General features: G+C 45.2%; 11 protein-coding genes. 9 read left to right on the plus strand and 2 right to left on the minus strand.

The genetic code is table 11. From position 1 onward, the window contains the following. Window positions 1-22 precede the first annotated feature (22 nt). The 3 genes from ACRC6Q_RS08350 (at window position 23) to ACRC6Q_RS08360 (ending at window position 4,762) form a co-directional block, all read left to right on the plus strand. A complete protein-coding gene (locus ACRC6Q_RS08350; protein ID WP_431466232.1) occupies window positions 23-706 on the plus strand; it encodes an ABC transporter ATP-binding protein in 684 nt (227 codons plus the stop codon). Next, a complete protein-coding gene (locus ACRC6Q_RS08355) occupies window positions 703-3,285 on the plus strand; it encodes an ABC transporter permease (protein WP_431466233.1) in 2,583 nt (860 codons plus the stop codon). Before ACRC6Q_RS08350 ends, ACRC6Q_RS08355 begins: the two co-directional genes overlap by 4 nt. Before the next feature lie 196 nt (window positions 3,286-3,481). Further along, window positions 3,482-4,762, plus strand: a complete 1,281-nt coding sequence (locus tag ACRC6Q_RS08360; protein ID WP_431466234.1) for a M48 family metallopeptidase — start codon at window positions 3,482-3,484, stop codon at window positions 4,760-4,762. 5 nt (window positions 4,763-4,767) lie between these two features. Here the strand turns inward: ACRC6Q_RS08360 and ACRC6Q_RS08365 are convergent, their stop codons facing one another. Then, window positions 4,768-4,968 (minus strand): hypothetical protein, encoded by a 201-nt coding sequence (locus ACRC6Q_RS08365; RefSeq protein WP_431466235.1) that lies wholly within the window; start codon window positions 4,966-4,968, stop codon window positions 4,768-4,770. A 371-nt stretch (window positions 4,969-5,339) separates the two neighbouring features. Further along, window positions 5,340-6,035, minus strand: a complete 696-nt coding sequence (locus ACRC6Q_RS08370; RefSeq protein WP_431466236.1) for a FadR/GntR family transcriptional regulator — start codon at window positions 6,033-6,035, stop codon at window positions 5,340-5,342. A 191-nt stretch (window positions 6,036-6,226) separates the two neighbouring features. Here ACRC6Q_RS08370 and ACRC6Q_RS08375 point away from each other — a divergent pair, with 191 nt between their 5' ends. The 6 genes from ACRC6Q_RS08375 (at window position 6,227) to ACRC6Q_RS08400 (ending at window position 12,640) form a co-directional block, all read left to right on the plus strand. Then, complete coding sequence (locus ACRC6Q_RS08375) at window positions 6,227-7,630, plus strand: FAD-binding oxidoreductase (RefSeq protein WP_431466237.1); 1,404 nt, start codon at window positions 6,227-6,229, stop codon at window positions 7,628-7,630. After that, window positions 7,627-8,610: a bile acid:sodium symporter family protein gene (locus tag ACRC6Q_RS08380; RefSeq protein WP_431466238.1), complete on the plus strand. Its 984-nt coding sequence runs from the start codon at window positions 7,627-7,629 to the stop codon at window positions 8,608-8,610. Before ACRC6Q_RS08375 ends, ACRC6Q_RS08380 begins: the two co-directional genes overlap by 4 nt. A gap of 437 nt (window positions 8,611-9,047) precedes the next feature. Further along, the gene (locus tag ACRC6Q_RS08385) at window positions 9,048-9,941 is read left to right on the plus strand and encodes an acyl-ACP desaturase (protein ID WP_431466239.1); all 894 of its coding nucleotides are present in this window, start codon (window positions 9,048-9,050) and stop codon (window positions 9,939-9,941) included. Between the two features lie 22 nt (window positions 9,942-9,963). Then, window positions 9,964-10,218, plus strand: a complete 255-nt coding sequence (locus ACRC6Q_RS08390) for a hypothetical protein (protein WP_431466240.1) — start codon at window positions 9,964-9,966, stop codon at window positions 10,216-10,218. A 495-nt stretch (window positions 10,219-10,713) separates the two neighbouring features. Continuing rightward, window positions 10,714-12,006 carry a glycosyltransferase gene (locus ACRC6Q_RS08395; RefSeq protein ID WP_431466241.1) on the plus strand — a complete coding sequence of 431 codons (1,293 nt, stop codon included), beginning with the start codon at window positions 10,714-10,716 and terminating at the stop codon, window positions 12,004-12,006. Continuing rightward, on the plus strand, window positions 11,993-12,640 hold the full coding sequence (locus ACRC6Q_RS08400; RefSeq protein WP_431466242.1) for a TetR/AcrR family transcriptional regulator: 648 nt from the start codon (window positions 11,993-11,995) through the stop codon (window positions 12,638-12,640). Before ACRC6Q_RS08395 ends, ACRC6Q_RS08400 begins: the two co-directional genes overlap by 14 nt.

Consider the following 12,640-nt stretch of genomic DNA (forward strand, 5'->3'; position numbering starts at 1 on the left):
AGAATTTAGGGAGGTTTATCGCATGACAATTGTTGAAGTGAAAAATTTATCAAAAATATACGGTACAGGCGAGACGGCGGTGATGGCACTGGACGACGTATCGTTTACGGTGAACAAAGGCGAATTCATCTGCATCATCGGCCCGTCCGGTTCCGGCAAATCGACTTTGCTCCATATGCTGGGCGGTGTCGATCGGCCAACAAGCGGAAGCGTATGGATCGACCAAACGGACATTTACAACTTGGATGAAACACAGCTGGCCATTTTCAGGCGCCGGCAAATCGGTTTGATCTACCAATTCTATAATTTGATCCCGATTTTAACGGTTGAAGAAAATGTCACCTTGCCGATGCTGTTGGACGAACAACAAGTGGATCCGAAGCATTTTGACAGAATCATTGAAGTGCTGGGGCTAGACAAACGGCTGTCCCATTTGCCGAACCAGCTCTCCGGCGGACAACAGCAGCGCGTCTCGATTGGGCGTGCACTTATCAGCAACCCCGCGATTATGCTGGCGGACGAGCCGACCGGCAACCTTGACAGTAAAAACAGCGAAGAAATCATGGAATTGCTGAAGCTGTTCAACAAGATGTACAAGCAGACCTTGATTGTCATCACCCACGATGAACGCATCGCGTTGCAAGCTGACCGAATCATATCCATCGTAGATGGAAAAATTGCAAAAGATGAGGTCATCCGGCCATGAACATCATCAACAAAGTAACCATCCGGCATATGCGGCAGAACAAACGCCGCTCACTTGTGACCATCATCGGCGTTATCATTTCCGTTTCAATGATTGCAGCGGTGACCACGCTCGGTGTATCGTTTCTGGATCTCATGGTCCGCCAGGAGATTTCAAAAAACGGGGAATGGCATGTCCAATATGAACATGTGAATAAACAACAAATCCAGGCCATCGAACAAGATGGCGATACCGAAAAGGTAATCCTCTCTAGCGGTGGCTATGCAACCCTGGAAGGTTCAACGAATGCTTACAAGCCCTACCTGTATTTCCAAAACTATGATGAACAGGGCTTGGCACAATTTCCGATGACGGTTTCGGAAGGACGATTGCCGGCTTCTGAAGAAGAAGTCGCCATCTCATCAGTGATCCAGGAAAATATTGAAATGCCTGTTCAAATCGGAGACCAACTGACGGTTGAAATAGGTCAACGAATCCACGAGGTCGAAGGGAAAGTGTTGACACAAACCGACTCACTGCAGTTCAGCGATGGCCAGTCCTTCGAAAAACTCGACAACCTGGAAACGAAAACGGTGACGATTACAGGAATACTCGATCGCCCGGAGTGGGAACCGGCTTGGTCGCCCGGCTATACGGTGGTCGGTTTTATAGACAAAAACAAACTAGATGAAAGCGAAACATTCGACGCTTTCGTTGTCGTCTCCAAGCTCAAAACAGGACTGTATGACCATGCAAAAACTTTCGCAGATGATAACGGCATTGAAAAGGTTGAATTCAATTCGGACCTGCTGCGCTATTATGGCGTGACCGGCAATGATCGTTTGCGGCTTACGCTGTTTTCATTGGCAACAATCATCATGGCGGTCATTCTTATCGGTTCGGTGGCATTGATCTATAATGCTTTCGCCATCAGTGTTTCTGAGCGTGCAAGGCATCTGGGCATGCTGTCGAGCGTTGGAGCAACGAAAAAGCAAAAGCGCAATTCCGTCTTTTTTGAAGGAGCGGTGATTGGGGCGATCAGTATACCCATCGGATTGTTGGCAGGTTTTGGTGGCATTAGCCTGACTTTTGTCTTCATCAATACGTTCATTGAAGACGCACTCAATATTTCTGAAAAGCTTGAGTTGGTCGTCACGCCATCTTCATTGCTGCTCTCTTGTGGCATTTCGATTTTGACCATTTTCATTTCGACTTATCTCCCTGCAAAAAAAGCAGCGAAAATTTCCGCCATCGATGCCATCCGCCAAACAGAAGACATCAAATTGTCCGGGAAAAATCTTAAAACATCCAAGTGGGTGCGGAAAATTTTTGGCCTGGAAGCGGAAATCGGCTTGAAGAATGCCAAGCGCAACCGCAAACGCTACTTAGCCCTTGTGTTTTCACTGGTCATCAGCATCGTCCTATTTTTGTCGGTGACGTATTTTACCGACGGCTTGAAAAAATCCATGGAAATGGTGCGCGGTGATTCCCGATACGACCTGCAGATCAGCGGAAATGGTGTCGGAGAAAGCGACCTGCCCAAATACCGCCAATTACAGCATGTCACCGAAGCCACAATGATCAAAAGCACATGGGCAGAAGCGCTAATTGAACCAGAACGGCTGCCAGAACGTTTGGCTGCGCAATTGGAAACCGGCGAAGTAGCACTTGAAGATGGAAAGTTCCGATACTATGTCGATATCCACGGCCTGGACGATGCCAGTTTTGAAGCTTATGCGAAAAAGCTCGGGATGAATGCGGAAACTTTCGGCCAGGGCAGTCTGAAAGCAATCGTCATTGATCAAGTGTCTTATGAAGATGCCGCGTCCGGCCAATTCGTTCAAACCAAAACCATCCTGAGTGATGTTGGGGATGCAATTGACTTGTATAGCCAACCTTATGACGAGGCAGGCGAGCCAGCTGAAAAAGAACGGTTAAGTACATTTGAAATTGCAGCATTGACCAATGAAGTTCCGATGGGTGTAGAGACGGCGCTTCTAGGAGGATTGAATGTCATCATCCCTGAAAAAGCCTTTGAACAACTGAAGCTCACGGACGATCAATTCATGCATTCGATTTATGCCATAAGCACCGATCCAATCGCGACACAAGAAGCGATTGAAGAACAGAATGACATGACGATCCAAGTCCAAAACGTCTACCGGCAGCGCCGGCAGGAAGAGCAGATGATTTTGCTGATGTCCGTTTTCACATACGGCTTCATCACCTTGATCTCGCTCATTTCCATCGCCAATATCTTTAATACCATCTCCACGAGCATTTCGCTCCGGAAACGGGAGTTTGCGATGTTGAGGTCGGTCGGGATGACGCCGAAAGGCTTTACGAAGATGATCCGCTACGAAAGCCTTTTTTATGGTGTGAAAGCATTGGCGATCGGACTGCCGCTGAGTATTGCCGTCATGTTCGCCATGCACTGGTCACTCGGCTATACATTCCAATACGGCTTTACGCTTCCTTGGATGAGCATCCTCTTTGTGGTCTTGATGATATTCCTGATTGTCGGAGCAGCGATGCTTTATGCAACCGCCAAAATCAAAAACGACACTATTATTGAAAGCTTAAAACAGGAGAATGCCTAGCTATTCTGAGCTAAATAAAGAAAAGGTATCAACCACCCCCTTCGCAAGTGAAGGGGGTGGTTGTCTGTTTAACGCCTCCAATTCGAGCGTGACTTAGCCGGGAAAATAAAATGAGTATTTACGAAAATTCACCATTTTTAAATGGGTATCATGTGCTATTATATGTAAGATATTCCAAATTGAGAGGAAGTAAGAGATGGATAAAACAGCTATTCAATCACACAGAGAAAACGTATATTTTTTCATTAGTTTATTTTTCAGCATTCTTATCTATGCAGCAGCAGTCGTATCCATCATCGGTATTGCGATCGCCATTACAATTTTTGTCGTTATGCTGTTCGCAAACGCCGTTATGCTCGGTTCGATCCGTGGCAATGGGGTCCGTGTCCACGAGCGGCAATTTCCGGATGTCTATGAACGCGTACAGATATTGGCGAAACAAATGGAGTTGAAGAAAGTGCCGGATGTTTTTGTCATCCAATCAGAAGGGGCATTGAATGCTTTTGCTACCCGTTTCTTCGGTCGCGATATGGTCGTCTTGTATTCCGAAGTATTTGAACTGGCGCGTGAGCAGGGGCAGGAGGAACTGGACTTTATCATCGCCCACGAACTGGCCCATGTGAAGCGGCGCCACGTTTGGAAAAACCTGTTGATCCTGCCGGCTGGGTTTATTCCATTCCTCAGCCAAGCGTATAGCCGGTCATGTGAATATACATGCGACCGTCATGCTGCTTTCACCATCCAGAACGCGTCAGCGGCGAAGCGGGCATTGACGCTTCTTGGAATCGGCAAGAAGACGTATATGGAAGTGAACGAAGATGCTTATCTTGAACAGATTGCGACGGAATCCAACGCGGTAGTCTGGTTGAGCGAAGTCTTGTCGACGCATCCGCGCCTGCCGAAGCGCGTACAGGCGATTGGGCAATTCGACAATAGTGATATGAAATTCTATGAGCCGGACCACGGCAAAATCGTCCTTGGCGCTGCGTTGATGGTGGGTGTGCTGGGAGGAGCTTACTTCCTGACAGTCGCTCTTTTTGCTGGGGGCGCCTTCGCCTTTTCGCAATTCGCAACGGATATAGATGAAAGCTTCTATGAAGAAGATTTTGGCGTAGAAAATGAAACAGCACTCATAACAGCTGCTTCCATGGGGGATCTGGCAGGCGTCGAACAAGCCCTCGCAGACGGAGAAGATATCCATGCCACGGATTCCGAAGGATCGGACGCCTTGATGTATGCCATTTATTCTGGAGATCCGGCCATCGTTACAGCTTTGCTGGATGCTGGAGCAGATCCCAACTCGACGGATGACTATTCGACCGTTTTAGGGTCAGCCGTTATGTATGGAGACGATGACATGGCGCTGGTGCTGGTGGAAAACGGAGCCGACCCTGCTTTGCCAGGACCGGATGGTTTAAGTGCCATAGATCATATGGGCGCTGAAAATGAAGAAGAGTTTTTGGAAAGATTGAAATAAGATATTCACATAAGTGTATGCTGAAAAGCGTCGATTTCACTAGAAATCGACGCTTCAGACTGTAGACAAAGCCTGACCAAAATGTATAGCAGTGCATAATCTCCAAGCGGTCCGGCCACTTCGCTTTCCATGGGCTCAGCTTCAGCCTCCTCGTCACTGCGTTCCTGCGGGGTCTTCAGCTCTCGCTGTCCCACAGGAGTCTTCATGGCCAGCCCGCTTGGAAGCGTGTTGCTTCAATCAAAGAGAGAAGCTTACTAGTCAATATCAGTAAATGTAATCCCTGCAAATCTTGTAAACTCTTCACTCAAGGATCCGTAGCACCAGGCGGCGACTCCTGCGGGAGCAGCGAAGCGACGAAGTGCCGAAATCCACTCGGGCGCCAGTCCGAGTTAGTTCGGCGCGAGCCCGTGGAAAGCGTCCGCCTGAAGCGCAGGATCCGGTATAAACAGGATGAAATGTATATACATTCTTTAAATGACATCAATATTCTTTTATCTACAAGCTCAAGCGTCGATTTCACTAGAAATCGACGCTTTTTTATATTGGGTAGGATTGAGGGAGACATCTCAATCGTATATTAAGTAGCTCTATGCAGCTCCAATCGAATCCGGGAAATATGCTTCTCCATCAATTGCTTCGCTAAATCGCTGTTGCCCTCTGCGATGGCGCGGTAAATCTCTTCGTGCTCTTTGAGAGTATCCTGATGGCGGCCCTTATCGGTAAACCGCTGGCTGCGGGTTGCCCGGATATTTTCTTCCATCCGCTTGGCGAGGGTTTCCATCAAATCGATCAATAATTGGTTTTTGGTCGCATAGGCCACCTGCAGATGAAAATCCAAATCTGCCTGAACGCCCATTTCCGGATCGTCTACAGCTTCGGCCATTTGGGACAGCACACGTCTGATGGCTTCCAAATTTTCTGCAGTGGCCCGCTGTGCTGCGAGGGAAACGGCTTCGACTTCGAAAGCCCTCCGCAGTTCAAGCATTTCGTCGATCAACTGGGTATGGGTCTCGTCGATGTGGGTGCGAAGCTCAGTACCGAGCACATCCCGTTTGGACGGTGCAAGAAAGCTTCCGCCGCCTTGTCGGGTTTCGATGACGCCTTTACTTTCCAGGTCTTTCAACGCTTCTCTGACTGAATTTCGGCTGACACCAAATCGACTGGCCAAGTCCCGTTCGGAAGGAAGCCGATCGCCGGGCTGCAAGTTCTGTTCCAGGCAGATCATGTTGATCTGTTCCACAATCAATTCATAAATTCGTTTCTTAGGATTCAAAAAGATTCTCTCCCCGCCTACTTGTTTTTTAGCTTTCCATTATCATACAGAATATGTTCGCAAATGTCTGAAAATACACATTGTACTTTTCAGAGTATTATGTATAATTAGGTTAATTGGTTGGACCAATTTGACGTGGAAATTAATTTCATATTTTATTAGATTAAAAATCACTAAAGGAGCGATACAACATGGCAATCGACAATCAAGAAAAGATCCTTGAAAGCTTAAAGGAACACTTGAAATTAGAGCAGATCAGCATAAATGAAACCGTTAAGGAATTGCATGGCAAAGACGAATCTTATCATAAAATGGAGCTGCCGGATATTGTCGTTTTCCCAGAAACCAAAGAACAGGTTTCTGAAATCATGAAGATTTCGACGCATTATCAGATTCCCGTTATCCCGTTCGGTCTCGGCTCCAGTTTAGAGGGACATGTCATCCCGCAAAGCGGAGGCATCACCATCGATTTTTCATTGATGAACAAAGTGCTGGAGGTTTTTGAAGAGGACTTTCTCGTGACGGTACAGCCTGGAGTCACACGGACCCAGCTGAATAAGGAATTGAAGAAGTACGGTTTGTTTTTCACTGTAGATCCGGGAGCGGATGCGACACTTGGCGGAATGGCCGCCACCAATGCCAGTGGCACCACGTCTGTTAAATACGGGGTTATGCGTGACCAAGTACGGGATTTGGAAGTGGTGTTGGCTGATGGGACCCTCATCCATACCGGAAACAAGGCAGCAAAATCTTCATCGGGCCTTCACTTGAATGGGTTGTTTGTCGGTTCAGAAGGAACGCTCGGCTGCTTTACTGAAATGACGCTTCGTGTTTATGGCATACCTGAATTTATTACAGCAGCCCGCGCGTCATTTCCAACAGTCAAAGATGCTGTGGAAGCGGTCGTATCGATTTTGCAGGCGGGCATTCCGATCGCCCGCGTTGAACTCGTAGATGAGCAATCCATGAAGCAAGTGAATAAATACAATGATACCGCTTATACGGAGGGGCCTACGCTGTTTCTGGAGTTTCACGGCAATGAAGCGGGACTGCGCCAAGACGTGGAATTTATGCAGGAAATCGTCCAAGGGCATGCATGTGAAGAGGTGGCATTTGAAACCGATACGGCAGCGCGTATCTTGCTATGGGAAGCACGCCATACCCTGGCCTATGCATATATCCACGGCTATCCCGGCAAAAAAATGATGGTGACGGATGTCTGCCTGCCCATTTCTGAACTGGCAGGAGCGGTCAATCATGCACGGGAAAATTTGATGGAACTCGGTTTGCCGGGTGGTATCGTGGGGCATGTCGGCGACGGCAACTTCCATGCGCTCATCATGATGGATATGAACAACCCCGAAGAAGTGGCTAAAGCCCAGGAGTTCAATGAACGCATCGTAATCTACGCGCTTGAACGCGGCGGTACCTGCACCGGTGAACACGGTGTCGGCATCGGCAAGAAAAAATACCAGCAACAAGAACACGGAGCAGCACTGAACGTTATGAAAAAAATAAAAGCAGCGCTGGATCCGAATAATTTATTGAATCCCGGAAAAAACATCAATGTGGACAAGAAGGAGACGACCCGATGAAAATAATGCAGTCAATTAGTGCAATCGCTGGAAAATACTTTGCTTTTTGGGTCATCCTGATCGCGTTATTGGCTTTTTTCTTCCCAGCAGCATTCCTGGGCTTCGGCAGCTATATTACGATTCTCCTGGGTGTCGTCATGTTCGGAATGGGCTTGACGCTGAAACCCGTCGATTTCAAAATCATCTTCAAAAGTCCGCTCCCAGTCATCATCGGGGTAGCGGCGCAGTTTTTGATCATGCCGCTTGTAGCATTCGGCATCGCGTATCTATTGAAACTGCCAGCTGAACTGGCGGCAGGCCTTGTGCTCCTTGGAAGCGTTCCAGGCGGGACGGCATCCAATGTCATGGTCTACCTGGCCAAAGGAAATCTGGCGCTATCCGTTGCGATGACCTCGTTATCGACCTTGATGGCACCCATCATGACGCCGCTTTTGCTATTGCTGCTGGCGGGCCAATGGCTTCCGGTAAATCCGGTGTCGATGTTCTTGTCGATCGTTCAAGTGATCATCATCCCGATCGCACTCGGCATTCTGGTTCAACGGTTTTTCCCGAAAGCAGTCGCCAAGAGCATTTCCATCGTGCCGCTCATTTCCGTTGCAGCCATCTTGATCATTGTGTCGGCAGTCACAGCTGCCAATGCGCAAAATGTCATCAGTTCAGGCTTCATCGTATTCCTGGCCGTCTTTTTGCATAATGGCTTCGGCTTATTGCTGGGCTATCTGACAGCTATGGCGATGGGGCTCAATGAAACGGACCGTCGCGCCATCTCGCTCGAAGTGGGCATGCAGAATTCCGGCTTAGGCGTCGCCTTGGCCACAGCCCATTTCAGCCCGCTCGCTGCACTTCCAAGCGTCTGGGGTGCAATTTGGCATAACATTTCCGGACCGATCCTTGCGACGATCTGGTCGAAGAAATCGGCTGATGAGAAGGAAGTTGCTAATGTGGATAGAGTTATTGAGGTTAAGCCTTGGAAAGCTTGAAGTAATATCAACGGGGTGTTATCCATATATACATGAAATAATTAGCCGTCCATGTAATGGGCGGCTTTTCTTTAAGAGGACTTCCTAGTATATTACGGAATGTGTTAAGGTCGATGTAAGCTAAGTAGACTTTTTTACATTGGGCTTAACACTCTTTCTTAAGAACTAAGTAATACTAAGTGTAGAAAATAGACCACAGCAATTTTAAAATTGGCATGAGGAGCCATATTAAGGGGCGTAGACAAAGTGGGAAATGGTGATTTTAGAATGAATGATAACTTATCAAAATCGTCGACTTACAACTAAGTTGAACTATACATAATTTGTGAAAAATGGATCTATCCTACTTGACGGTTACACCAACGTTCTAACATTAATAATTGTTAAAAAAATTCAAATGGTTTAAAGTTAGAAAAACACCTAAAGGAGAAAAGATAATGTTAAACTCAGATTTGGATATACGCTTAGAACCACGCATTAAAGAATTATATCAATTACATAAGGAACGTTCTGCAAATATTGACTGGAGCTATCACGAATTTATTCCATGGGACAAGGCCATGTCCTTTAAACGAGTTCCTTGGGATGAAAGTCAAGTAACTCTTCCAGAGGGTGTAATTATTGCGGTAGAAACAGCATTACTTACAGAAGTAAATTTACCTTGGTATACTTCGCATTTGGATTATACATTTAAAAATTCAATGGAAGTAATAAATGATTTCGTACGCACTTGGACAGCTGAAGAAGACCAGCACTCTAACTTACTTGAAACGTATTTATTGGTGACACGAAACGTAGATCCCGTAAGATTGCATGCATTACGAAAACGAGTTGTTGAAAGTGGTTGGTTTCCAGATTTCACTAATCCTCTAGCAACAATGGCCTATACTTCTTTGCAAGAGTTAGCTACCCTAGTCTTTTATAATAATGTAGCTAAGGTAGCGGGTCTTTACGACAAAGATTTAGCAACATTACTTCGACGTGTAGCGAAAGACGAAGCACTTCATTATGCATTCTATCGCGACACAGTGAAAGCACATCTTGAACTTGATCCGAATTTCATTGTTTATTTTGAGAAGGTAATTATTAATTTCTCTATGCCAGGTGCCGTTATGCCAGACTTTAGCGATAGAATGAAAACCATTGCAATAGATACGAATTATGGACCACTACAATACTTTGACCAAGTATTAGATGTAGTTATTAAATACTGGGATATTGCCAACTTGCAACCTACTAGCGAAGATGCCAAACAATCACAAGCGAATATAATGAAATATCATGGGCGCTTAAAAAGAATTAAAGATCGCCAGGAAAAAAATAAAAGGTAGATGTATGAAAGGGTTTTTTATAATGAAAACAACTTGCGAATTATGTGAAAAAGAAACGAAAGATAAAGTAAGTTATTTGGAACTTGAAACGTGGGAATTTAATTTTTTAAAGAAAGAGAAAAAAGACTTTTACTCTATTTGTTTTAATTGTTTTGATAAACATACGAATGATTTCATTGACCAAGAAATGGATCTTGAATTGAGAAAAAAACGTTCTCTTTTGGTGAATAGAGAGATTCAAGAAGAAATCGAGGCTATTCTTGAAATCGAAAATTAATTACTCAACTCTATTTATTGAGCCTAAGTTGAAAGCATATAAGCAATAAATTGAATCTTTTAAAACAGTATTACAAGTACGTAACGTATTAAAGATGCATCACTTTAGTGAAATAGATGAAATTTGGATTGGTGAAAAGAAAATCCAACTAGGTTCCAATGATATTAACACGGCAAGAATAAATAATTGCTTCATTAATATATGAGGAACCGAGGATACAGGAGTCGGAAAAAGGAAAGCCATCTTCTTTGGAGGATGGTTTTTTTATGTTCTAAAATATTGATATAGACAATAGAGGAATTATTTAACCTATATCTCCACATTCTATTCTCCTTAACACCTAATTAGTATCTAAAAGAAAAAAGAGTCATGGACCTTCTTTTTTAAAACGACGGAACTGTCGTTTTTTTGTTGACTTCGAATATAATTAGTTATAGAATAAAAAAGACAACACTGTCGTTTTTAAATCTGATTCATAACAGGAGGTTTTTATACATGATAGTTACAATGTTAGCGAGTGGGACTCGCGGAGATACTCAGCCATATATTGCACTTGGAATAGAGTTGAAAAAGCGTGGAATGGAGGTTCGGATCGCCGCATCCGAGTCTTATCGAGGGCTTGTCGAGAGCTATGGCTTTGATTATGCGCCGATTCGAGGGGATGTGGCTAAAATCATTGAAAGTGGCGTGGTGAAGGAGGCAGATAATCCATTTAAATTTTTTTCAAGCTTAAAGAATGATGACCTAATGGATTTAATGGTAGGCGCTCAGGAAGATCAGCATAAAGCGTGCGAGGGGTCGGATGCGATTGTATATCACCCGGGCTCAATACTTGGTTATTTTGTGGCAAAAGAAATGGGCATTCCATGCATACTTGCCTCCCCATTTCCTATGGTCCCGACCAATGAATATCCAGCGATTATTTTTTATGACAAGGTAAGGCTTGGGAAACTTTCCAACAAGCTGACACACCTGATATTTGAGAAGGGATTTTGGAAGATGGCCAATTCAGGGTTTAAGCGGTATTGGATAGAAAAGAACGGTGAGCTGCCAAAAGGATTCACTAATCCTTATCCCAAACAGCGAACAAAGAATCACCCTACCATTGTATCTTTGAGCCCTAGCGTTTTTCCTATTCCCAAGGATTGGCCGGAGAACGTGCATTCTTTTGGCTATTGGTTCATAGAAGACCAAAGCGGCTACCAGCCTTCGGAGGAGTTGCAACAATTCTTAGACGCCGGTGACGCGCCAATCTATGTGGGGTTTGGCAGCGTAGGTGATAAAAAGCGGGCGGAAGAATCTACAGACATGGTGCTTAAAGCATTAAACGAAACGGGGAAACGGGCCATTATCAATGCAGGCAGTGGGATGGAAGAAAGACAAAATACGAAAGAGGCCTTCTTTGTAAAGAGTGTTCCACATGAATGGCTCTTTCCCTATATGTCTGCAGTCGTCCACCATGGGGGAGCCGGCACGACCGCTGCGGCCTTGCGTTCAGGAGTTCCTCAAGTGATTATCCCGTTTGGCAATGATCAGTTTGCTTGGGGCAGACGGATGAATGAACTGGGAGTGGGTGCGAAAGCTGTTCCAAGGAAGGAACTGACTGAGGAGAAACTTTCAGATGCCATCCGCTTTACCCAGACAGCTGCTGTTCAAGAAAAGGCAAAGCAATTGGGTATGAAGGTAAAATCTGAACGAGGTGCCCAAAAAGCAGCGGAACTGATCGTCGAAACCCTAAAGAATTATCACCCTTCACAAAAGGAGATGTTGAATCATGCCAAAAGTTAAACCAGAACATGCAGAACGAAAAAAAGCAGAAATAGTTGAAGCTGCAAAGCGCGTGTGCAGCCGAATGCCTGTCTACGAGGTGGCAATGAGGGATATTGTGGTAGAAGCTGGAATGAGCCAAGGAGGCGTTTATAAATATTTCGCGAATATTGATGAAGTATTTGTTACGATATTAAACCAAGAAACCTTGTCTTCTTCCATAAAGGAAAAAGTAGATGCCATTTATCAAGAACAAGCCGAGCCTCTTGAAAAGCTTGACCAATTTCTTCGCGTCATCGGCGATCACATAGAAGCATCCATCAAAACGGACGGGTCCATAGTGTTCGAGCTTGTTTCCCTTTATTCCAAAGATCCAGAACGGTTTAAAACAGTGAAGGGTCAACTGGAAGAAGTCTCTAATCTTCAATATTTGCAGCAGTCGTTCGCTGCGTTTTTAATAGAACAGGTAGAGAACGGGAATTTTCAGCCAACGATGCAAAAGGAAGATGTGTTAACGCTGGTTGAAGTGTACATGATGGGCCTGATTCATCATCCAGACCTCTCATTTCAGCCATCTGACGAGGTGACGAAAAAAATCAACCAGCAAATTCGCATATTATCAACTGCACTCCAGAATATATTAATGGGGAAATAA

The sequence above is a fragment of the Planococcus sp. SE5232 genome, assembly GCF_050686535.1.
In the GTDB taxonomy this organism is placed as follows: Bacteria; Bacillota; Bacilli; order Bacillales_A; family Planococcaceae; genus Planococcus.

What these genes read in the sequence shown, in the direction of transcription:
- ACRC6Q_RS08350 (WP_431466232.1), top strand. Translation starts at nt 23, where the DNA reads ATGACAATTGTTGAAGTGAAAAATTTATCAAAAATATACGGTACAGGC.
- ACRC6Q_RS08355 (WP_431466233.1), top strand. Translation starts at nt 703, where the DNA reads ATGAACATCATCAACAAAGTAACCATCCGGCATATGCGGCAGAACAAA.
- ACRC6Q_RS08360 (WP_431466234.1), top strand. Translation starts at nt 3,482, where the DNA reads ATGGATAAAACAGCTATTCAATCACACAGAGAAAACGTATATTTTTTC.
- ACRC6Q_RS08365 (WP_431466235.1), bottom strand. Translation starts at nt 4,968, where the DNA reads ATGAAGACTCCTGTGGGACAGCGAGAGCTGAAGACCCCGCAGGAACGC.
- ACRC6Q_RS08375 (WP_431466237.1), top strand. Translation starts at nt 6,227, where the DNA reads ATGGCAATCGACAATCAAGAAAAGATCCTTGAAAGCTTAAAGGAACAC.
- ACRC6Q_RS08380 (WP_431466238.1), top strand. Translation starts at nt 7,627, where the DNA reads ATGAAAATAATGCAGTCAATTAGTGCAATCGCTGGAAAATACTTTGCT.
- ACRC6Q_RS08385 (WP_431466239.1), top strand. Translation starts at nt 9,048, where the DNA reads ATGTTAAACTCAGATTTGGATATACGCTTAGAACCACGCATTAAAGAA.
- ACRC6Q_RS08390 (WP_431466240.1), top strand. Translation starts at nt 9,964, where the DNA reads ATGAAAACAACTTGCGAATTATGTGAAAAAGAAACGAAAGATAAAGTA.
- ACRC6Q_RS08395 (WP_431466241.1), top strand. Translation starts at nt 10,714, where the DNA reads ATGATAGTTACAATGTTAGCGAGTGGGACTCGCGGAGATACTCAGCCA.
- ACRC6Q_RS08400 (WP_431466242.1), top strand. Translation starts at nt 11,993, where the DNA reads ATGCCAAAAGTTAAACCAGAACATGCAGAACGAAAAAAAGCAGAAATA.